The organism is Methylobacterium sp. D54C (assembly GCF_053345595.1).
The window spans coordinates 1-22,144 of sequence record NZ_JBKFAK010000032.1 but is presented as its reverse complement, the minus strand read 5'-3'; the positions used below and the strand labels follow the sequence as shown (position 1 = coordinate 22,144).

18 protein-coding genes are annotated in these 22,144 nt (G+C 72.8%); 9 read left to right on the top strand and 9 right to left on the bottom strand.

What is annotated here, in order from left to right; translation table 11 throughout:
• Position 1: 1 nt before the first annotated feature.
• Positions 2–2,473 (top strand): putative bifunctional diguanylate cyclase/phosphodiesterase, encoded by a 2,472-nt coding sequence (locus ACLBYB_RS29705; RefSeq protein WP_447700949.1) that lies wholly within the window; start codon positions 2–4, stop codon positions 2,471–2,473.
• An 88-nt stretch (positions 2,474–2,561) separates the two neighbouring features.
• Entirely contained in the window at positions 2,562–3,503 is a 942-nt protein-coding gene (locus ACLBYB_RS29700) for a hydroxyacid dehydrogenase (protein ID WP_447700948.1), read from the top strand.
• Between the two features lie 83 nt (positions 3,504–3,586).
• On the opposite strand, the gene ACLBYB_RS29695 is transcribed toward ACLBYB_RS29700, so the two are convergent.
• The 7 genes from ACLBYB_RS29695 to ACLBYB_RS29665 all read right to left on the bottom strand — a co-directional run bounded on the left by ACLBYB_RS29695 (position 3,587) and on the right by ACLBYB_RS29665 (position 10,895).
• A complete protein-coding gene (locus ACLBYB_RS29695; protein WP_020096021.1) occupies positions 3,587–3,826 on the bottom strand; it encodes a hypothetical protein in 240 nt (79 codons plus the stop codon).
• 112 nt (positions 3,827–3,938) lie between these two features.
• Positions 3,939–5,384 (bottom strand): adenylate/guanylate cyclase domain-containing protein, encoded by a 1,446-nt coding sequence (locus tag ACLBYB_RS29690; protein ID WP_026605372.1) that lies wholly within the window; start codon positions 5,382–5,384, stop codon positions 3,939–3,941.
• 1 nt (position 5,385) lies between these two features.
• The gene (locus ACLBYB_RS29685) at positions 5,386–6,783 is read right to left on the bottom strand and encodes a TAXI family TRAP transporter solute-binding subunit (protein ID WP_091683322.1); all 1,398 of its coding nucleotides are present in this window, start codon (positions 6,781–6,783) and stop codon (positions 5,386–5,388) included.
• A 12-nt stretch (positions 6,784–6,795) separates the two neighbouring features.
• Positions 6,796–7,716, bottom strand: coding sequence for a DMT family transporter (locus ACLBYB_RS29680; protein WP_020096018.1), 921 nt, complete (start codon positions 7,714–7,716; stop codon positions 6,796–6,798).
• Positions 7,717–7,747: 31 nt separating this feature from the next.
• Positions 7,748–9,016, bottom strand: coding sequence for an arsenic transporter (locus tag ACLBYB_RS29675; protein WP_056529770.1), 1,269 nt, complete (start codon positions 9,014–9,016; stop codon positions 7,748–7,750).
• Positions 9,017–9,083: 67 nt separating this feature from the next.
• Entirely contained in the window at positions 9,084–10,307 is a 1,224-nt protein-coding gene (locus tag ACLBYB_RS29670; protein ID WP_447700947.1) for a metallophosphoesterase family protein, read from the bottom strand.
• 345 nt (positions 10,308–10,652) lie between these two features.
• Positions 10,653–10,895: a hypothetical protein gene (locus ACLBYB_RS29665; protein WP_427510446.1), complete on the bottom strand. Its 243-nt coding sequence runs from the start codon at positions 10,893–10,895 to the stop codon at positions 10,653–10,655.
• Between the two features lie 537 nt (positions 10,896–11,432).
• On the opposite strand from ACLBYB_RS29665, the gene ACLBYB_RS29660 reads away from it, so the two are divergent.
• From ACLBYB_RS29660 to ACLBYB_RS29635, 6 genes are all read left to right on the top strand, one after another.
• Positions 11,433–12,233 (top strand): MetQ/NlpA family ABC transporter substrate-binding protein, encoded by an 801-nt coding sequence (locus tag ACLBYB_RS29660; RefSeq protein WP_234081592.1) that lies wholly within the window; start codon positions 11,433–11,435, stop codon positions 12,231–12,233.
• Positions 12,233–13,399 carry a methionine ABC transporter ATP-binding protein gene (locus ACLBYB_RS29655; RefSeq protein ID WP_447700946.1) on the top strand — a complete coding sequence of 389 codons (1,167 nt, stop codon included), beginning with the start codon at positions 12,233–12,235 and terminating at the stop codon, positions 13,397–13,399. Before ACLBYB_RS29660 ends, ACLBYB_RS29655 begins: the two co-directional genes overlap by 1 nt.
• Positions 13,400–13,477: 78 nt before the next feature.
• Complete coding sequence (locus tag ACLBYB_RS29650) at positions 13,478–14,131, top strand: methionine ABC transporter permease (protein WP_020096012.1); 654 nt, start codon at positions 13,478–13,480, stop codon at positions 14,129–14,131.
• A gap of 207 nt (positions 14,132–14,338) precedes the next feature.
• Complete coding sequence (locus tag ACLBYB_RS29645; RefSeq protein ID WP_447700945.1) at positions 14,339–15,583, top strand: SfnB family sulfur acquisition oxidoreductase; 1,245 nt, start codon at positions 14,339–14,341, stop codon at positions 15,581–15,583.
• Positions 15,584–15,593: 10 nt separating this feature from the next.
• A complete protein-coding gene (locus ACLBYB_RS29640) occupies positions 15,594–16,832 on the top strand; it encodes an SfnB family sulfur acquisition oxidoreductase (RefSeq protein ID WP_234081597.1) in 1,239 nt (412 codons plus the stop codon).
• A complete protein-coding gene (locus ACLBYB_RS29635) occupies positions 16,832–18,205 on the top strand; it encodes an LLM class flavin-dependent oxidoreductase (RefSeq protein WP_447700944.1) in 1,374 nt (457 codons plus the stop codon). The genes ACLBYB_RS29640 and ACLBYB_RS29635 overlap by 1 nt, the downstream gene beginning before the upstream one ends.
• Here the strand turns inward: ACLBYB_RS29635 and ACLBYB_RS29630 are convergent, their stop codons facing one another.
• A complete protein-coding gene (locus tag ACLBYB_RS29630) occupies positions 18,206–19,393 on the bottom strand; it encodes a transporter substrate-binding domain-containing protein (protein WP_447700943.1) in 1,188 nt (395 codons plus the stop codon).
• 1 nt (position 19,394) lies between these two features.
• Complete coding sequence (locus ACLBYB_RS29625) at positions 19,395–20,450, bottom strand: helix-turn-helix domain-containing protein (protein WP_447700942.1); 1,056 nt, start codon at positions 20,448–20,450, stop codon at positions 19,395–19,397.
• A 499-nt stretch (positions 20,451–20,949) separates the two neighbouring features.
• On the opposite strand from ACLBYB_RS29625, the gene ACLBYB_RS29620 reads away from it, so the two are divergent.
• A partial coding sequence (locus ACLBYB_RS29620) for a S8 family peptidase (RefSeq protein WP_447700941.1) occupies positions 20,950–22,144 on the top strand: 1,195 nt, incomplete at its 3' end.

Below are 22,144 nucleotides of genomic sequence, written 5' to 3'. Positions count from 1 at the left end.
GGTGTCACCCGAGGTGTCGCCCGAGATCTCCGCGGGCGCGACCGGGCCGGGCGCGCGGCGGGGGACCTGGCCGGACCGCCGGCCGGAATCGCTGCTCGACCGCCTCTTCGGTCCCGACGCCGACGATGCACTGCCGAGCCGCTACCGCCTGCAGGTGCGCGCGGGGCTCCTCGACGAGACGCTGAAGCTCGCCACCTACTCGGCGGTGACGCACCTGATCATCGCGCTGGCCGTCGCGTACTTCTTCTGGGGTTCGGCCTCGCACACCTACCTCCTCGGCCTGCTCGCCGTGGTCGCGGTGCTGATCACGGCGGCGACCTACGCGACCTGGCTCTACTGGCGCACCCACGGCGACACCGCCTCGGCGCACACCGTCCGATGGGGCTGCCGGATCTCCGCCGGCCTCGCCTTCGCCCTGGGCCTCGCCTGGGCGACCCTGCCGGTCGTGCTGTTCGCCCCCTCCGGCGGCGACGCGCGGCTGCTCGTCGTCGCCATCGTGGCCGGCCTGATCTCGGACGCCTACGTGGTCGGCCCGCTCCTGTCGGTCTCGTACCTGTTCGCGGTCCCGGTCATCGCCGGCAGCTTCGTCGGGCTGGCCCGGTCCGGGGAGCCGGTCGCGCTCAGCATCGGCTTCCTGCTCGCCGTCTACGCGATCTTCGTGGTGACGAGCGTGAGCCGCATGAGCCGCCTGTCGCGCCAGCGCATCCTCGACCGCGTGCGGGTCGAGGACCAGAGCGAGACGATCGGGCTGCTGCTCAACGCCTTCGAGGCGAATGCCAGCGACTGGCTGTGGGAGACGGACGGGACCGGACGGTTCCAGCACGTCTCCACCCGGATGGCGGACGTGCTGGCCTGCCCGGTGCAGAGGCTCCAGCACGCCTCGTTCCCGGCGCTGCTCGCCGGCCGGGCGGAGGCGCCCCCCGAGGCCGACCAGAGCGCCGACCTCGTGGACCGTCTCCGGCGGGGCGTCGCCTTCCACCAGCACCTGATCGCCGTCGACACGCCGGCCGGCCGGCGCTGGCTCCGGCTGAGCGGCAAGCCGTTCCTCGACCAGAAGGGGCGCTTCGCGGGGTTCCGGGGCGTCGGCTCCGACGTGACCGAGGCCCGCCGGGCGGAGGCGCACATCGCCTATCTGGCCACCCGGGACCCGATGACCGGCCTGTCGAACCGGGTCATGTTCCACGACGTCGCGTCCGAGGCCTGCGCGGCCGCCGCGCAGAACGCGCCGCAGAACGCGCAACCGGCCCCGGACGCGACGGTCAGCCTGCTCTACCTCGACCTCGACGGCTTCAAGACCGTCAACGACAGCATCGGCCACGCCGCGGGCGACGCCCTGCTGGGGCAGGTCGCCGATCGCCTGCGTGCCCTGCTCCCGGCCGACGCGCAGGCGTTCCGTCTCGGGGGCGACGAGTTCGCGATCCTGCAGCGCGGCCGGGACGGTACGGCCGCGCAGACCCTGGCCGAGGCCACGATCGCGACTCTGCGCGAGCCCTACCTCATCGACGGCGTCCGGGCGGAGATCGGCGTCAGCGTCGGGATCGCCTGCGCCCCCGCGGACGCGACCGAGCCCGAGGACCTGCTCCGGAAGGCGGATCTCGCGCTCTACAGCGCCAAGCAGGGCGGCAAGGGGCGCTGGCGGGGCTTCGACCGCGACCTGGACGTGCGCGTCCAGCGCCGGCACGAACTCGACGAGGCGATGCGCCAGGCCCTCGCCGACGGCGAGATGGCGCTGCACTACCAGCCTTTGGTCAGCCTGCAGGACGGCCAAGTGGTCGGCTGCGAGGCGCTGCTCCGCTGGACCCGGCCCGGTCTCGGCCCCGTCTCGCCCGCCGAGCTGATCCCGATCGCCGAGGGAACCGGCTTCATCCTCGCGCTCGGGCGCTGGGCGCTGCGGCGGGCCTGCGCGGAGGCGCTGACCTGGCCGGCGCGCCTGCGCGTCGCCGTCAACATCTCGTCGGTCCATTTCCGCCGGCCCGACTTCTTCGCCGACGTCGCGGCGGTGCTGGGCGAGACCGGCCTCGCGGCGGACCGCCTGGAGATCGAGATCACCGAGTCGATCTTCCTCGCCAACACGCCGCACGTGCTGGACAATCTCCGCTCCCTGCGGGCGCTCGGCGTGCGGATCGCCCTCGACGATTTCGGGACGGGCTACTCCTCGCTGAGCTACCTGACGCAGTTCCCGGTCGACAAGATCAAGATCGACCGCGCCTTCGTGCGCGACCTGAGCAGCCGCCCCGAATGCCTGACGGTGATCGAGGCGATCATGGTCATCGCCCGCGACCTGCGCATCGACGTCACCGTGGAGGGCGTCGAGACCGAGCAGCAGGCCGAGCTGCTCCGGCTGCGGCGCTGCAACAGCGCGCAGGGCTTCCTGTACAGCCCGGCCCGGCCGCCCGAGGAGATCCCCGGCCTGATCGAGAGCCTGCCCCGGCGGGCGCTCCCGACGGAGCGGGCGGTCCGCGCGGTCGCCTGAGGGCGGACGAGCCCGGATCCGGGTTGCCACGCGGGCCGGAACGGCTCTAGCGGGAGACGACCACGCGGAACCGGGACACAGGCGCGCCATGCCCAAGGTCGTCATCAGCGAGTTCATGGACGAGGCCGCGATCGCGGCCGAGCTCGCCGGCCTCGACGTGCAGTACGATCCCGGCCTCGTCGACCGGCCCGGAGACCTCGCCGCCGCCGTGGCCCAAGCCGACGCCCTGATCGTGCGCAACCGGACGCAGGTGCGCGGCGCGCTGCTCGAGGCCGCCCGCGACCTCAAGGTCGTCGGACGCCTCGGCGTCGGCCTCGACAACATCGACATCCCGGCCTGCCGGGCGCGCGGCATCGCCGTCTACCCGGCCACCGGCGCCAACGACGGCGCGGTCGCCGAGTACGTGGTCGCCACCGCGCTGCTGCTCCTGCGCGGCGCCTACGGGGCCACGGCCCGCGTGGCGGCCGGCACGTGGCCGCGCAACGCCCTGATGGGCCGCGAGATCGCCGGCAAGCGCCTCGGCCTCGTCGGCTTCGGGTCGATCGCCCGCGAGACTGCCCGGAGGGCGGCGGCCCTCGGCATGACGGTCGCCGCCCACGACCCCTTCGTGGCCGCGGGCGACCCGGCCTGGAACCCGGCCTACGGCCCCGTGCAGAGCCAAGCGCTCGACGCGCTGATCGCGCAGAGCGACGTGCTCTCGCTGCACGTGCCGCTCACCGATCAGACCAGCGGGTTGATCGACGCGGCGGCGCTGGCCCGGATGCCCAGGGGCGCGATCCTGATCAACGCGGCAAGGGGCGGGGTGGTGGACGAGGCGGCCGTGGCGCAAGCCCTGCGCTCCGGCCATCTCGGCGGCGCGGCGCTGGACGTGTTCGACCGCGAGCCCCTCGACGCCGCGGCGGGCGCCGTCTTCGCGGACCTGCCGAACCTGATCCTCACGCCGCACATCGCCGGGGTGACGCAGGAATCGAACGTGCGCGTCTCTGCCGTCACGGCCCAGGCCGTGCGCCACCACCTCACGGGGAGCTGAATCGGGAGGGCCCGCGCGCGGCTGCACATCGACGGCAACCTGCGCGCCGCGCGGGTCGTCTTCGACGGGCTCGACCAGGAGGCTCAGCGCAGGGCGAGCACCTGGGCAGCGTGCGAGGCGACGGCCTGCACGGCCGGGAGATCGTAGGCGTAGACGCGGCCGGCCAGGATCGCGAGCGCCAGCGTCCAGAACACCGCACCGCCGACGCGCCGCGCCGTGCGGTCGCCGGTCGAGGTGGCCGGGCAGGCGCCGGCGACGCCGTCGGCGACGGGCTCGCCGAACGGATCGAAGGCCGGCGACTGGTTTTCAGAAGCGCTGCGCATGGTGCCGAATGTCGCGCTCGGCAGGTCCGTTCGCAATGGACACGTCTTTCGAATTTCGCTGCGCACGGAGATGCTTGTTCTCCATTCGATCCCCACGACAGGCAGGTTCTTCTCAGAGGGCCGGTTCGACCGCCGGGAACGCGATATCTTCTTCCCGGCGGGGGCCGGGACCGCCCGCTCCCGGGGCGGCGGGCGTGTGGTAGGCCATGCGCTCGCGGCGCCCCCGCAGGGGCTCGCGGCTGACTTCGCGCCACGCCTCGGCCGGCGCCCCCGCGGCCCGCCGCGCGGCCTCCGAGACCAGGATCGGGACGCCGTGGAGCTTGGTCGCCTGCTCGAGGCGGGCGGCGACGTTGACGGCGTCGCCCAGCACGGTGAACTCGTAGCGCGCCTCCTCGCCGATGATCCCGCAGAACACCTCGCCGTAATGGACGCCGACACCGATGCGCACGGCCTGCGCGGGTGCGGCCCTGTCGGTCCAGCGGGCGATCACCGCGACGAGGTCCTGCGCGAAGGCGAGGGCGCGGGCCGCGTCGTCGGGCCGGGGCTCGGGCAGGCCGAACACCACCAGGGCGCCGTCGCCGATGAACTTGTCGACCACGCCGCCCCGCAGGCGGGCGAGGCGCGTCACCCGCCGCCGGAAGGCGGACAGGAACTCGGAGAGCCGGTGCGGATCCAGGCTCTCGGCCAGGGTGGTCGAGCCGCGCATGTCGACGAACACGATGGCGGCCTGCTGGCGGCGGCCGGCCTTCAGGCTCCCGTCGCCGTCGGCGAGCCGCAGGACCAGCTCCTGCGGCAGGAACCGCGACAGCCGGTTGCGCCGGGTCGCCTCCCGCAGTGCCGACACGGCGAACAGCACGAACAGCACCGCCAGGGCCCCGACCATGACCCAGATGGCCAGGGCGATCCGCGACACCGTCGCCTGCCGCCGCTCCATCCGCCGCGCCTCGTGCGCCTCCATGCGGCGCACCCGGTCGCGGATCGCGTCCATCACCTGCTTGCCGCGCCCGTCCGCCACGGAGGCGCGGGCCGCCGCGCCGTCGCCGGCGCGCATGAGGGCGACGCTGGCGCCGAGCTCGTCGAGCTTCCGGCGGATCAGCCCGGCCAGGGTGTCGAGGTCGCCCCGCTGGTCGGGATCGTCCTGGACGAGGTCGCGCAGGAGATCGAGCTGCTGGTCGACGTTCAGCCGCCCCTCTGTGAAGGGCAGCAGGAAGGCCTCGTCGCCGGTGAGCAGGTAGCCGCGCTGGCCGGTCTCGGCGTCCTGCACCGCCGACAGGACCCGGGCGAGGCGCCCGTCCACCGCCACGGTGTGGCGCACGGCGTCGACGCCGCGCTGCTGGTACACGAAGGCGCCGAGCGCGATGGCGGTCATCACCAGGATCGTGGCGAACCCCACCGTCATCCAGGTCACGGTGCGCGAGCGCAGGGATCGCTGCACCCGCGCGCCCACGCGCGCGCCGACACGCGCCCTGACCGAGGCGGCGTCCGGCGCGGCGTCGCTCCGGTCCGATTCTGTTGCGGTGGCGGGCACGGTGGCGGGCGCGGGCGCTGGAACGGACATGTCAGGCCCCGCCCGCGCCGTGCAGCCGGACGGGCCGCCCGGTCCGCCCCCCGTCCTCGGCCGCCCGCGCCCGGCAATCCGCGATGGTCGCCCGCGCCGTGTCGATCGCGACGGACGCCGCCGACATGGTGCGGGTGTCCGGCTCCCGCTCGCGTGCGTAGCGGACGACGTCCATGGCCAGCGCGTCGACCTCGACGGTGAGCGCCTCGATCGCCGCCGGGTCGCGCAGCGCCCGGGCCTGCCCGGCGATCTCCAGGAGCCGGTCCAGGAGCTCGTCGATGCGCTCGCGGCGCAGGCTGGCGAGGCGCTGCCGGATCCAGGCCAGCACCGAGACGAGGCCGCCCACCAGCGCGCCGAGGAGGTAGAGCGTGTCGCCGTAGCGCTCGATGAAGCCGTGCTGGTCGCGCTCGTAATAGTCGATCGCCCCCGGATGGATCGGGATGCGGGCGCTGGTGGCCGCCACGGTCGTGTCGTAGGCCGGGGCCTGGACGTACTCGGCGGCGTCCGTCGCCAGGGCGGCGGCGCCGCGCTTCTCGAAGAGCTGCTGGGTCACGTCGGCCGCCACGACGCGGCTCAGGGAGGCCCGGGCCATCAGCCGGTACGAAGCGCCCACCGTCTTCACGTCGTCGGCCGGCAGCTTCGGGCGGCCGCCGAACAGGCCGCCCGGGACGGTGACCGCCTGGAGCCGCGGGAAGCGCTCGATCACCGCGCCGTCATCCTCCACGGCGACGAACGCCACCTTGCCGCCGCGGGCGACGCCCTGCACGGCCGAGACCAGGGCCAGCGCCTTCGGCGCCGAGGGCGCGATGATGCTGACGAAGGCGTCGATCCGCTTCTCGCGGAAGGCGCCGGCCACCGCCTCCTGGTCAACCGGGACCAGCAGGACCGTCGAGTCCCGGGCCGGGCCGGCGGCCTCCTCCAGGGTGAGCCCGTAATAGCCGAGGAGGTTCCGGAGCAGCCAGAGATCGGCGTCCCGGTGCGCCGCGATGCCGAGCCGCTTGCCGGCGAGCTTCGGGAAGCTGGTGATCCCGGCCTGCTCGGGCGAGGCGATGACCATCGCTTGGTCGCGCAGGATCGCCAGGGTCAGGCCGTTCGTCGGCAGCAGCACGTCGGGGCGGACCACCGCGAGGTCGGCGCGCCCGTCCTGCAGGGCGGCGGCGCTCTCGCGCACGTCGTCGAAGGACAGGATCTTCAGCCGGACATTCTCGTGCGCGGCCTCGAGCGCGTCCGCGTAGGCCTTGATCAGGCCGGGCTCGGTCCCGTCCCGGGGGGCGACCGCGATGGTGAGCACCGTCGCCTGGAGCAGGTACCACGCCGCGACCCCGCCCGCGCCCAGGAGGGCGGCCCCGGCCAGGAGCAGGGTCTCCCGGCGCAGGATCCAGGCGGGGAGGGTCCACATCGCCCCGGCCACTCAGAACAGCGAGATCAGCACGATGCCGCCGACCATCAGGGCGGCGCCGATCAGGCGCGGCGGGCCGGCCTTGACCCGCTTCATGCCGAACCAGCCGAAATGATCGAGCGCCACCGAGGTCAGGAGGTTGGCGGTGATGAGCAGGCCGTTGAAGGCGCCGGCCCCGACCTTGTCGACGAAGAGCAGCCCGGCGAAGACCGCGACCGCCCCGGTGAGGCCGGCGAGGGGCATCCACCAGCGGACGCCCGCGACGTCGTCGCGGGTCGGCAGCGGCGACGGCCGCAGCAGGAACATCAGCGCGAACACGAACACGACCGGCACGAACGAGACCGTCGCGGCGAGCCAGGGATTCTCCAGGGCCCCGCGGAGCTGCGCGTTCCAGACCACGCCGATCGCCATCAGGGCGCCGGCCACGAGGATGAACGGGTAGAGCAGCTTGCCGCCGACCCCCGAGCCGCCGCCGTCGCTCTTGCCGCCCGAGCGCGCGATGAAGGTGACGCCCACCGCCATCAGCAGGCCGCCGAGCCAGGGCATCGGCTTGAAGCCCGCCGCCTGCAGGCCGAACAGGCCGAGCGCGTCCATCGCCAGGGAGGTGAGGATGTTGGCGGTGAGCGTCAGGCCGTTGAACGGCCCGGCGCCGACCTTGTCGATGAAGGCGAGGCCGCCGAACACCGCGACCGCGCCGGCCAGGCCGCCGAGGGGCGCGTACCAGGGCATCTTGCCCAAGCTGTCGAGGCTCGGCAGCGGCGTCGGCATGGTGAGGAACAGGGTCGTGAACACGAAGACGATCGGCAGGAACGACACCGTCGCGGCGAGCCACGGATTGACCATGCGGCCGCGCAGCTGCGCGTTCATGGCGTTGCCGATCGCCTGCAGCGCGCCCGCCACCAGGATGAAGGGATAGAGGAGGGCAGCCGTCACGCGCGCGGACCTTCGGGTTTGCGGGGAAGGGTCAGACGAGGAGCAGGCCGGCGAGCGCCAGCGCGAGGGCCGGCGGCATCACCAGCAGGCCGAGCTTGAGGAAGGTCCAGGCGCCGACATCCTGGCCCTCGCGGCGGATGGCGGTGAGCCAGAGGATCGTCGCGAGCGAGCCGGTCACCGACAGGTTCGGCCCGAGATCGACGCCGATCAGGATCGCGCCCGCCACCTTCTCGGGCACGTGGGCGGTCTGGACCGCGGCGCCCGCGATCAGCCCGGCCGGCAGGTTGTTGACGAGGTTGCACAGCACCGCGACGAGGCCGCCCGCCCCCCAGGCGGTGGCCTCCGGGGCGGCGTGGGCGTAGCCCTTGAGGAGGTCCGCCAGCATCGCCAGGACGCCGGTCTTCTCCAGGGCCTCCACGAGGACGAACAGCCCGGCCACCAGCGGCAGCACGCTCCACGACACGTCCTTGGCCACCTCGACGAGGCCGCCGCGCTTGAGCAGCAGCACGACGATCGTGGTGGCGAGCCCGGCCACGAAGGTCGGCAGGCCGAGGTCGAGGCCGAGCGCGGAAGCCGCGATCAGCACGCCGCCGGTCGCCACGATGCCGATCCCCGCCACGAGGCCGGTGCGGGAGAGCGGCTGTGCCTCGACGTCGGTGGCGACCTCCTGCCCGCGCAGGGTCTTCGCCTGGGTCAGCCGCAGCACCGCGTAGGTCGTCGCGATGGCCAGCAGCGAGGGCAGGGCGAACAGGCCGAGCCAGCGCACCAGCGGCGGCATGTGCTCGGCGAAGACCACGAGGTTGGCCGGGTTCGAGATCGGCAGCACGAAGCTCGCCGCGTTGGCGATGAAGGCGCAGATGAACAGGTAGGGGAGGGGGTTCTCCACCTTGGCGGCCTTGGTGGCCGCGTAGACGGCGGGCGTCAGCACCACCGCGCAGGCGTCGTTGGACAGGAACACCGTGACGACGGTGCCGACGAGGTACACGAGGGTGAACAGCCGGGTCGCCGAGCCCCTGGCGGCGCGCACGGCGATCGAGGCGAGCCAGTCGAACAGGCCCTCCTTCCGGGCCACCTCCGACATCAGCATCATGCCGACGAGGAACAGGTAGACGTCCGTCCCCTTCAGCACGCCGTCCCAGGCGGTGGCGGGGGCGAGCAGGCCGAGGGCCACGAGGGCGCCGGCCCCGAGCACCGCCCAGATCGCCTCCGGCCACGCGAACGGCCGCAGGATGACGCCGAGGGTCGCGAGGGCGGCGATCGTCCAAGTCGCGATGTTGGGGGTCAGCGTCAGCGCGCCCATCGGTTGCGGTGGTCCTCTGGTGGGGTGGATCGTGCGGCGCGGTGTGCCGCGATTCGGGCGGGACCGGCTACCAGTGCCGGCCGTTGCGGTTCGGCCCGAGCTGGTCGCCCCGGAGCCCCTTCTCGGGCCAGGCCGGCAGGCGGAACGCGTCGCTGCCGGGGCGCTCGTGCGCGGGCGGCGGCACGAAGCTCCGGTCCACGGGCTCGATCACCTCGGTGTCGGTGTTGCCGGTGCCGTCCGCGACCGTGACGGCGAGGCGGCGCGCGCCGTCCCGCCAGGGGATGCGGGCGTGGACCGTCCGGGGGCCGTCCGGCACCATCGGGTGGGCCGGGCCGCCATCGACGCGCAGGTGACAGCGCCACGCGGCCCGCGGCCGGTCCGACAGCACGAGGGCGCGCACCGAGACCGTGCCGTCGGCGGCGTCGAGGGGCGCCGTGGCGAGGCGCCGGTCGGCGGGGCTCGTGACCATCACGAAGGGCAGTGCCCGGTCGAGGGGCTTGAACCGCCAGCTCGCGACCGGCCCGTCGATCGCCGCGACCGCGTAGCCGACCGAGCCGTCCTCGTTCTGGCCGACCGAGCGGGCCGCGGCGTAGAGGGTGCGCCCGTCCGGGGCGAGCTCGTTGTAGTGGGTGTGGCCCATCTCGACGAGGCGGACGCCGTAGTGGCGGATCAGACCGGCGAGCGCCGCCCGCTCGTCGGGCACGCAGAGGTCGTCCGGGTAGGTGTGGGCGAAGACCGCGCAGGGCTGGCCCTCCCGCTCGGCCCGGGCCAGCTCCTCGCCGAGCCACGCGAGCTGGTGGGGGCCGAGGCGGAAATCGAGGCCGAAGCCCTTCTGGCCGTAGCCGGGGCTGACCATGTCGAGGAACAGGCAGCGCACGCCCGCCCAGGTCTCGGCGAAGTAGTAGTGCGTCACCGAGACGGGGTCGCGCGGGCGCGGCAGGTCGTGGCGCCGCGCCGCGTGGCCGCCGCCGCGCGGGCTGCCCGCCACCGCGGCGAACAGGGCGTCGAAATCCGCCATCGTGCCGTGCTGGCGGTCGTGGTCGCCGGCGATCAGGCGCACCGGCAGGTCCGGGTGCCGGTCCAGGGCCTCGCGCAGGACCGCGTACTGCTCCGCCCGCCCGTCCTCGGCGAGGTCGCCGGGGATGTAGACGAAGTCGAGGAGACCGTGTCGGTGCAGCCCCGCCACCTCGGCGAGCATCGCCCGCAGGTCGGCAGCGTGGGGGTCGGAGGCCCGCTCGAGATGCAGGTCGCCGACATGCGCGAAGGCGAACACGCCGTGGCTCGCCGTCATGGTGCGCCCGCGCGCCGTCTGTGGTTTCCCTGAGCCATCGTGCCCCCCGGACAGGCCCGTCCGCCCCGGCCGGGAGATCGGCCGCGGTGGTCGCGACCGGCCCGACGTTTCGGAGCCGGCGGGGTTCCGGCCCGGGGGGGAGACGCGCGCCGGTGGGGCCCTACATTTTCGTGAGCGCGGGCCCGATCCGTGCGCGGCGCCGCGAAGTGTCGTGAAAACAGACACTCGCTGTCCTCTCAGCCGACAGATCCGGGCGATGTCGGCCCAAGGTCAGCCCGGGGTCAGCCCGGGGTCAGCCCGGGGTCAGCCAATGACTCCGCCGGCCGGCGGGCCTGTCGGCGCGCCTCAGTGCACGCGCCGGAACAGGTCCGGCAGGTAGCGTTCCAGGGTCTCGTGTCCCTCGAACTGCACGTCCACGGTGGCGGCCGCGCCCCACGGGCGGTGGAGACCCACGACCCGGCCGCGGGCATGGCGCCAGATCCCGAGGATCTCGGCGAGGTCGAGCCGGTCGAAGACCACCTCGTCGCCCGGGGCGAGGACCGGCGCGGCGACGCCGGACCAGGCCTCGGGGACCGGGCGGCGGGGCATCTCCGCGACCCGGGAAGGCTCATCCCCCGGATCGAGGATGGGGGAGAAGGTTTCGTTCGCGGAGTGCTCGCGGAAGAGCATGATCTTCACTAAGCCGTTGCGATGACTGGATAATCGCAGGTTCAATCCGATCCGACAAGGCTTGTTCCGGCGCTTCCCCCGCCGGACCGACCTGTATTCGGCGCCCGGTCCGGGCGACCGGGATCCGCCCGGGCGCCGCGCCCCGTCCCCGGGGCCGGACCGCCCGCGGGACCGCGCGCGCGGGGACGGAGCGGGGCCGGAGAGGAGCCCCGCGGGGGCGCAGCATGCGCCTCTCCGGTTCAGGGGTATCGGGAGATCGTTCGTGTCGTCGAACGACGATCTTTAGAATTTCGGGGCGGGCCGCGCTGATCTAAACCTGACGCGAGACAATCATCCACGTGAGACGGCGCCTGTCGACTTGATGGATCGTGTCCGCATGCCTTCGGATGCGGCGCGAACCATCGCGGCCCGGCAGCCGGACTTGCCCCCGTCCATCCCGATCAGAGTTCCCGCCCGATGAAGTTCCTGCGTCTCCTCGCCGTCGCGGCGCTCAGCCTCGGGGCCCTCCCGGCCGGGGCGGAGACCCTCCGGGTCGGCGTCGTGCCCGGCGCCTACGGCGACGCCGTCACGGTCGCGGCCCGGGAGGCCAAGGCCGAGGGCCTCGACGTCAAGGTGGTCGAGTTCAGCGACTGGACGACGCCCAACGTCGCCCTCGACGCCGGCGACATCGACGTGAACTTCTTCCAGCACCGCCCCTTCATGGAGAATGCCGCCAAGCAGAAGGGCTACGCGTTCGACATCGTCGGGCTCGGGATCCTGTCCAATATCGGCCTGTACTCCCTGAAGCATAAGAGCTTCGACCAGATCCCGGCGGGCGGCACGGTGGCGATCGCCAACGACCCGGTGAACCAGGGCCGCGGCCTGCTGCTCCTCCAGAAGGCCGGGCTGATCACGCTGAGGGACGGTGTCGGCTTCCTCGGCACCCTCGACGACATCGTCGAGAACCCGAAGACGCTGCGGTTCACCGAGGTCGAGGGGCCGCAGCTCGCGCGGATCACCGGCGACGTCGACCTCGCCCTGGGCTACCCGCACTTCATCGTGGCGGCCGGCAGTTTCGACCCGACCAGCGGATTGATCTATTCCGGTATCGAGGACCGGCGCTTCGCCGTGAGCTTCGTCACCAAGGCCGCCCGCAAGGAGGACCCCGTGATCCGGAAATTCGTGACGCTCTTCCAGAATTCGGAGGCCGTGAAACAGCAGATCCGCAAGTCCTTCGCCAACAGCGACAAGCTGTACCTGCTGGCGTGGCAGAACTGATGGTCGGCCTGATCTTCGACAGCCTGCGCGATCCGGGCACGCCGGCCGCGGCCGGGCGGACGGGCCCGGGCGCCGCGACCGCCGCCCGGGCCCCGGCCGCCGCGCCCGGCAGCGAGGTCGGCCGGGAGACCGGAACGGTGCGGTTCGAGTCCGTCTCGAAGACCTACCGCTCGGCCGCCGGACCGGTGCAGGCGCTCGACCGGGTGGACCTCGCGATCCCCGCCGGGGCGATCTTCGGCATCATCGGCCGCTCGGGGGCGGGCAAGTCGAGCCTCCTGCGCACGGTCAACCGGCTGGAGGCGCCGAGTTCGGGCCGGGTCCTGGTCGACGGCGCCCCGATCGACGCCCTCGACACCGACGGGCTCGTCGCCCTGCGCCGGCGCATCGGCATGATCTTCCAGCACTTCAACCTGCTGGCGGCCAAGACCGTCCGGCAGAACGTGGCGCTGCCGCTCACGGTCGCGGGCGTCCCGCGGCACGCGATCGGCCCGCGGGTCGCGGAGGCCCTGCGCCTCGTCGGCCTGGAAGACAAGGCCGACACCTACCCGTCGCGGCTCTCCGGGGGCCAGAAGCAGCGGGTCGGCATCGCCCGGGCGCTCGTGAGCGATCCGGAGATCCTGCTCTGCGACGAGGCGACCTCCGCCCTCGACCCGGAGACGACGCTGGCGATCCTCGACCTGCTGCGCGACATCAACCGGCGGCTCGGGATCACCATCATCCTGATCACCCACGAGATGAGCGTGATCCGCGAGATCTGCAGCGACGTCGTGGTGCTGGAGGGCGGCCGGGTCGTCGAGACCGGGCCGGTCTGGCGCGTGTTCGGGGCGCCCGAGCACCCGACCACCCGGGCGCTGCTCGAACCCCTGACCCGCGGCCTGCCGCCGGATCTGGCGGCCCGGCTGCAGCCGCGGCCCGCGCCGGGCGGCTGGGCGATCCTGCGGATCACCTGCTCGGGCCGGGCCGCGCCGGATCTGTCGGGCCTCGCGGGGGCCGGGGCGCCGGTGCGCCTGCTCCAGGCGGGCATCGAGCGGATCCAGGGCCACGCGGTCGGCCGGATGCTGGTGGCCGTCCCGGCCGAGGACCCAGGCGCGGAGGCGCGGCTGCGGACGCTCGGCGGCGACGTGGAGCGGGTCGGCTACGTCCCCGCCGACGCGGCGGAGGGGTGAGACGATGCGGGACCGCTCCTCCCCCGATACCCCGACCGATGCACCGCCGCCCCTGCACCCCGAACCCGGAGGCCCGCCATGTCGCCGCAGATGATCGAACGCCTCTGGCAGGCCTTCCTCGACACCGCGCTCATGGTCGGGGTCTCGGCCGGGATCGCCGTGGTCGCCGGTATTCCCCTGGCGCTGTTCCTCGTCACCTCCGGGCCCGGCGGCATCTTCGCGGCGCCGACGGCCCACCGGGTGGTCGGGACCGTGGTCAACGGCTTCCGGGCCGTGCCCTTCATCGTGCTGCTGGTGGCGCTGATCCCGTTCACCCGGCTGGTGGCCGGCACCACGATCGGCGTCTGGGCGGCGATCGTGCCGCTCTCGGTGAGCGCGACCCCGTTCTTCGCCCGGATCGCCGAGGTCTCGCTGCGGGAGGTGGATGCGGGCCTGATCGAGGCCGCCCAGTCCATCGGCTGCCGGCGCCGGCACATCCTCGCCCACGTGCTCCTGCCCGAGGCGCTGCCGGGCATCGTGGCCGGCTTCACCATCACGGTGGTGGCGATGATCGGCGCCTCCGCGATGGCCGGCGCGGTGGGCGCGGGCGGGCTCGGGGACGTCGCCATCCGGTACGGCTACCAGCGCTTCGACACCACCGTGATGGTGGTGGTGATCGCGATCCTGATCGCCCTCGTGTGCGCGGTCCAGTTCGCGGGCGACACCGCGGTGCGGCGGCTCCGGGCCCGCTGAGCGAAACCGTCCGACCTGGGCGATCCGACCGGGAGCCCACACCGATCGATCGTCCCCGGTCGACGACCTCGACATCGCCGTCCGCGCGCGCGGAGCGAAGCGATCCAGGCAGCGCCGCGTCTTCCAACCCGGCGCGGCCCCGGGGCGCTTCGCCGCGCTCGCGATGACGGCGGGACGTCCCAACCCGAGCGGTCAACCGGAAACCGTATGAGCCTGCACCTGGACGATCCCGTCACCGACCCGGTCGAAGATCGGCTGCCGCCGCCGCCGTCGCCGCCGCACCGGATCCGCTCGGACGCCGAGGCGATCGCGGCCGCGCGGGCCGTGGCCCGGATCTTCGCGGCGGGCGCGGCCGAGCGCGACCGCGACCGGCGCCTGCCCTGGGCGGAGATCGCGGCCTTCACGGAGAGCGGGCTCGGCGGCATCACGGTGCCGCGCGAACACGGCGGCGCCGGGGTCTCGCACGCGACGCTCGCGGAGGTCTTCGCGATCCTCGCCGCCGCCGACGGCTCGGCGGCGCAGATCCCCCAGAACCAGTTCGGCGTCCTGGCGCTGGTCGCGGCCGCCGCCAGCCCCGCCCAGCAGGCGCGGATCTACCGGGACGTGCTCGCCGGCCACCGGATCGGCAATGCCGGCCCCGCCCGCAACGGCAAGGCGATCACCGGCGTGGACACGCGGCTGACCGCCGGGCCGGAGGGCCCGCGGCTCAGCGGCACGCGCTTCTACTCGACGGGCGCGCTCTTCGCCCACTGGATCCCGACGCGCGCGGTCGGCCCCGACGGCGGGCCGCTCCTGGTCTTCGTGCGCCGGGACGCCCCCGGCGTGCGGGTGGTGGACGACTGGCAGGGCTTCGGCCAGCGCACCACGGCGAGCGGCAGCGTGATCTTCGCGCAGGCCCCGGTCGAGGCGGAGCTGACGATCGACCTCGCGCCCCTGGCCGGGCGCCCGGGCCTGTTCGGGCCGGTCTCGCAGCTGATCCACGCGGCGATCGACGCCGGGCTCGCCCGGGGCGCGGCCGCCGCCGCCCTCGACTTCCTGCGCACCCGGACCCGGCCCTATCCCTTCACCGCCGAGACCGTCGCGGAGGACCCCCACATCCTCGGCGAGGTCGGGCGGCTCACCGTCGACCTGCACGCCGCCGAGGAGGTCCTGGCCCGGGCCGGACGGGCGCTCGACCGGATCGCCGCGGCCCCCGTCACCGCCCAGAGCGCGGCCGAGGCGTCGGTGGCGGTGGCGCAGGCCAAGATCCTCACCACCGAGATCGCCCTGGAAGCCTCCGAGCGGCTGCTCGAGCTCGCCGGCGCCTCGGCGACCCGCGACGGGTACAATCTCGGCCGGTACTGGCGCGACGCCCGGGTCCACACCCTGCACGACCCCGTGCGGTGGAAGTACCACCTCCTCGGGAACCACGCCCTGAACGGCGTGCTGCCCGCCCGGCACCAGTGGAACTGAGGACCGGGCGATGCCGCTCCAGCCCCACGAGACCGCCTTCACGCAGGCACCCGCGCCGCCGCGCCCGGTGCCGGTCCTTCCGGACGCCGCCGCGGCGCTCGCCGTCGCCGACCGGCTGGCGGAGGCCTTCGCCGAGGCCGCCGCCGAGCGCGACTTGGAGCGCCGCCTGCCGGTCGCCGAGATCGCGCGCTTCACCGAATCCGGCCTCTGGGCGATCACGGTGCCGAGGGAATACGGCGGCCCCGGCCTCGACAGCGCCACGGTCGCCCAGGTGATCGCCCGGATCGCCGCGGCGGACGGCTCCCTCGGCCAGATCCCGCAGAACCATTTCTACGCCCTGGAGGTGCTCCGCAACGGCGGCACCGAGGCCCAGAAGCGCGCCCTCTACGGCCGCGTCCTGGCGGGCGAGCGCTTCGGCAACGCGCTCGCCGAGACCGGCGCGCGCGACCACACCCGCCGCACCCGCCTCGTGCGCGACCCGGCCGGCTGGACTGTCGAGGGCCGCAAAGACTACTGCACCGGCTCGCTCTACGCCCACCGCATCCCCACCCTGGCCAACGCCGAGGAGGACGGCCGGGCGGTCGCCTACCTCGTCTTCGTCCCCCGGGACGCGCCGGGCGTGACCCTGGTCGACGACTGGGACGGGTTCGGGCAGCGGCTCACCGGCTCGGGCTCGGTCCTGTTCGACCGCGTCGCCGTGGAGCCCGACTGGGTGGTGCCGTTCCAGGCCTCGCTGGAGCGGCCCACCGCCCTCGGCCCCTTCGCGCAGATCCTGCACGCCGGGATCGATCTCGGCATCGGCGCGGGCGCCTTCGCGGCGACCTTGCCCTTCGTGCGCGACCGCGCCCGGCCGTGGATCGATTCCGGGGTCGCGCGGGCGAGCGAGGATCCCCTGACCCTCCACGCGCTGGGCGACGTCCAGGTGCGCCTCGCGGCGGCCGACGCCCTGCTGGCGCGGGCCGGCCGCTACGTGGACGCCGCGCAGGAAGCCCCCGACGCCGACAGCGTCGCGGCCGCCTCCGTGGCGGTGGCGGAGGCCCGGGCGGCGAGCCACCGGGCCGGCCTGCTCGCGGCCAACAAGCTCGTCGAGCTCGGCGGCACCTCGGCCACCGACCGGGCCGAGGCGCTCGACCGCTACTGGCGCGACGTCCGCACCCACACCCTGCACGATCCGGTGCGCTGGAAGTACCACTGGATCGGCGCCTACCACCTCGACGGCCGGCAGCCGCCCCGGCACGGAGCGCTCTGATGGCCGCCGCGACGAAGCAGATCCTGTTGAACGCCTTCAACATGACCTGCGCGGGCCACATCAACCACGGGCTCTGGACCCACCCGCGCGACCGCTCGGCCGATTACAACACGCTGTCCTACTGGACCGAGCAGGCGAGGCTCCTGGAGCGCGGCCTGTTCGACGGCCTGTTCATCGCCGACATCATCGGCGTCTACGACGTCTACGGCGGCGGCATCGACGTGACCGCCCGGGAGGCCGTGCAGCTCCCGGTCAACGACCCGACCGTGATGATCTCCGCCATGGCGGCGGTGACCGAGCATCTCGGCTTCGGGGTGACGATCAACGTCCACCAGGAGGCGCCCTACACCTTCGCCCGGCGCCTCTCGACCCTCGACCACCTGACGGGCGGCCGGATCGGCTGGAACGTCGTCACCGGCTACCTCGACAGCGCCCACCGCGCCCAGAGCGGCGGCGCGTTGCCGGCGCACGACCGGCGCTACGACTACGCCGACGAGTACCTGGAGGTGCTCTACCGGCTCTGGGAGGGCAGCTGGGACGACGCGGCCGTGCGCCGCGACCGGGCGGCCCGGGTGTTCAGCGATCCCGCCCATATCCGCAAGGTCGCCCACCGGGGCGAGTTCTTCGCGGTCGAGGGCTACCACCTGTCGGAGCCGTCGCGCCAGCGCACGCCGGTGCTCTACCAGGCCGGCGCCTCGGGCCGCGGCCGCGCCTTCGCGGGCCGCCACGCCGAGTGCGTGTTCATCTCGGCCCGCGACCCGGCCACCGCCCGCGACTCCGTCCGCGCCATCCGGGCCGAGGCGGTCGCGGCCGGCCGGGAGCCCGACGACGTGAAGGTGTTCGTCGGCCTCGCGATCATCCCCGGTCGGACCCGGGCGGAGGCCGAGGCCAAGCGCGACGAGTACCTGTCCTACGCGAGCCCGGAGGCGGGGCTCGCGCATTTCTCCGCCTCCACGGGGATCGACTTCGCCCGCTACGGCCTCGACGAGCCGATCCCCTACGCGCCGGGCAACGCCATCCAGTCGGCTACCGCGGCGGCGGCCAGGCGCGGGCTGACGAAGCGCGACCTCCTCGCCGAATTGCAGCTCGGCGGCCGCTACGCGGTCCTCACCGGCGACGCCGTGACGATCGCCGACGAACTCCAGGCCTGGATCACGGAGGGCGAGGTCGACGGGTTCAACCTCAGCCGGATCGTCGTGCCGGAGAGTTTCTCGGACTTCATCGACCTCGTGATCCCGGAACTGCAGGACCGCGGCCTCTACAAGACCGCCTACGCCGAGGGCTCGCTGCGGGCGAAGCTGTTCGGCCAGGGGGACCGGCTGCCCGCCCGCCACCCGGCCGAGGCCTACCGCGGCGCGCCTCGGCGGCCCTGATCAGCGACCCTGGGACTCGCCGCTCTCGGAGCCGAACCAGCGGCCGTAGATCTCGTCGTAGCGGCCGTCCTCCCGCAGGCCCAGCAGGGCCTGGTTGACGCGCTTGCGCCGGGGGTCGTTGGCCGGGAACAGGATGCCGTAGGATTGCCGGTTGAACGCGGTGCCGACCAGGCGCAGGGCCTCGTGGCCGGGCCGGGTCGCGTAGTAGCTGAGCGCGGGGGCATCGTAGACCACTGCCGCGACCGTGCCGGCCCGCAGCGCCGCGCAGGCCGCCTCCAGGGTCGCGAAGCCCACCGGCGTGGCGAAATGGTCCGCGAGGTAGGCGACCGAGGTGGTGTCGGCGACCGTGCCCACCCGCTTGCCCGGCAGGTCCTGCGGGCCGTTGATCGCGCCGCGCAGGCGCTCCACGGTCGCCGTGCTGGTCAGGCCCGCGGTGAACCACGCCACCAGGGCGATGCAGGTGAACAGCCAGACGACCGTGACGGCCCGCGCCAGCGGGCTGCGCGGCATCTCCTCCGCCTGGGCGGCGAGGCTGCTCAGGGCCCACCAGACGACGTGGGCGAAGCCGCGCGCCGGTCCCGAGCGCGCCGCCATGCCGCCGGGGTGGCGCCGCTCGAGCCACCAGACCAGGGCCGCCACCGCCAGGATCAGGGCGGCGAGCCCCAGCAGGACCTGCAGGAAGGCGGCGTCGCTCAGGAGCGCCCGGAGAGCCCGCGCGGTGGCCGAGCCGGTCGCGTCCGGCTCCGCCCGGACGGCGATGCGCAGGCCGGTCTCCAGCATCGTGACGGAGAAGTCGAAACGCCGCTCGCGCTCCGCGGTGATCGACACCGCCGCGATGGCCAGGTCCGCGCGCCCGTCCGAGACCGCCGCGAACAGCGCCGGCAGGTCGTCGACGCGCAGGTAGGCCGTCCGGACGCCGAGCTCCCGCGCGACGGCGTTCCAGAGATCGATGCTGAACCCGCGCAGCCGGCCGTCCTCGTCCATGACCAGGGGCGGCACCGGATGGGTCGCGACCCGCCACGTCTCGGGCTCGCCGGTGCGGAGGGCGGGCGCCGCCTCCCGGGTCTCGGCCTGGACGGGGCCCGGGGCGAGCGGCGCGGCGGCCGCGAAACACAGGGAGAGGCACAGGCAGAGGGACAGGACGCCCACAGCGCCGGCGCGCCGCCGGCCGGCGGACCGGCGCGGCACGTCAGAGGCTCTCGATCCAGTTGCGCAGGACGGCGCCGGGCGCGGGTTCGGGGCCGGTCTCCAGGCGCTGGGACGCGTCGCTCGGGATGAAGCCGAACCGGCGCTTGAACGCCCGCCGGAAGGTCCGCTCGTCCGAGAAACCGACCGCGAAGGCGACCTGCGAGATGCGCAGGGGTTTGGGGGCATCGTCGCGCACGAGCATCCGCATCGCCGCCATGAGGCGGCGGTCGCGGATATACGCCACGATGCCGTTGGGGGCGAACAGCCGGTACAGGGTCGAGCGCGACAGGCCGAGCCGGGTCGCGATCAGGGCGGGCGTCAGCTTCGGGTTGCCGAGTTCCGCCTCGACGAGGCGGCGGACCCGGATCCGGATGTCCTGGTGCTGGGAGGGGCGCCCCTCCTCCTGCCCGCGCAGCCAGCTGGCGCAGAGCTGGGTGATCGCCGCCGAGGCCGCCAGGGCCTCGCGGCGGTCGAGGAGGTCGCCGCAGGCGACGACGTTGGCGACGAAATTATGGACCAGCCGCCCGAACGGGTCGCCGTCGTGGTCGAGGGGGCGCCCGTGCAGGGCGTCGGGGTGGCAGCCCTGCTTCTCCAGCAGGGCGCGGGGAATCACGACGTTCGTGGCGTCGACCGCGCCCGCCACGATGCGCACGGGCTGGGCGAGGTCGAAGACGATGCACTGCACCTCGTTCACGGGGCCGGTGCCCTGCTCGGTCTCCACGCGGCTCTGCCCCCGCCGGTAGAACTGCAGCAGGATGTGGTCGAGGCCCTGCTGGCCGATCATCTCCCGCGTCCGCACGAGGGTGTGGGCCGGCGCCACCACGTCGCCGACCAGCAGGTCGCCGAGATGGTAGCTGCGCATCGCGATCGGGACGGTCAGGTCGGTCTCCGGGCGGAAGCTCACGTCGAAGATGGGCGCGAGATGGTCCTGCCACGCCCGGCCGAGCGCCGCCGGATCAGCGGGCGGCTCGAACCGCAGGCAGGCGACCTCGCCGCCCGGAGCCTCGCCCCCGGCCGGCGCCGCATCCGGGTCCTGGTTTCTCTCCTCGGAAGACATACGTAGAGCCTGACACCTGCTGTTCGCGCGACCGATGAAGAACGGGGGCCTGCCCCAAGGTGACGCGTGGCAACGCGGTCCGGTCGTCCCGCACGTTAGCCGCGTCCACCCGGACAGTCCTCCTGTCTCCCGCCGACCCGAGCGGCTGTACACTGTCGTTTGCCCGGGCGGCGTGCGATTCGACGCGGGCGCCGCTCGACCGGACCGCCCCCGGCGCAACGTCCGATCATCGTGACCCGCGAGCCGGCGGTGTGGTTCCATCCGTCCCAGAAAGGGGGATCCCCGTTTCAGGACGTCGCGCGCGGCGCCGAGTGTGGCCGCAATGTGATAGTTCGTTAAAGCCGCATTTTCTAACTCCCGTGTAAAGCTTGCGGCAGGCATGGCGGGGGTCAGTCCGGTGGTCCAACAGTATAGCGATGTAGAGCGTGTGACCGGATCCTGTGATCCGAGCCGGGGCGCGCGCGCCGGAACCCGGCGTCGCGGCCCCGTGCGACTCGGATTGCTGGTCGGCAGCTCGCTCGCGACGCTCGCGCTGGCTCTGGGACCTGTGGCGGCGCAGACCATGCCGGCGCGCTCGCCCTCGACACTGGGACTGACCAAGCAGGATTTTGAAACACGCGAGTACTGGAATGACTGGGGCCTCGGGGCGATCAATGCCTCGACTGCGTATGCTCGCGGGTTCACCGGGCTTGGGGTTTTAGTCGCCGTCATCGACACCGGTATAGATGCGACACATCCGGAATTCAGGAATTTGACGAGTCCAGGCGGTTCGCGAATCTCGCCTGCCTCAGCCGATTTCTACGAGTGGTATCCGCAAACGCCTACTCCATTCACTATGCCCTCCGTCGTGGACAGAGACGGCCATGGTACCCACGTCGCCGGAACCATCGCCGCAGCACGCGACGGCGATCCCGCGGGCATGATGGGCGTCGCCTTCGAGAGCAGAATTCTTGCCTTGCGCGCTATCGTTGGAACTGATGACAGCCAAACATACAATCGGCCGAGGATGCAGCTGAGCGGAGACACCGCATCTGCAATCGAATATGCAGCACAGAACGGCGCCCGCATCATAAACGGCAGCTATGGGTACTCTTTTAAAGACTCAAATGTATATCAGAAGTACAGCTACGAAGCTATGAGCGCGGAACACCAAGCATTAAAGGAAGCCTCGAGCAGAGATGTGTTATCTATTTTCGCAGCAGGAAACAACCACGTCAGCGGAAACCTATACAATTGGGCAAACGCTTCAAGTGCATCTTTAATTCCCTACATCCGCCCAGAGAATTCTAATTCCGGCGTTTATCGCTTGTACGACATCAATGGTATCGAGCAAAAACAGGTCGATTTCTCCGATGTTTCGGGATATATCGTCGCCGTTGTAAATGTTGATGAATACAATAGGCCAAATTGGTCGAGCAACTTGTGCGGAGCCGCAGCAGCTTGGTGCATTTCTGCGCCTGGGACAAATATTTATTCTACTTGGCCGCTGAATATGGCCCCAGCCGATCAGATGACGGCCGGCTATTACTCGATCAGCGGTACGTCGATGGCCGCACCGCACGTAGCGGGTGCCGCCGCTGTCCTGCGTCAGGCGTTCCCGTTCCTGACGGCGCCGCAGATCGCCCAGACCATGTTCACCACCGCCACCCATCTCGGCGACGGGCCCGCCAACGCCCCGAACGCCACCTTCGGCT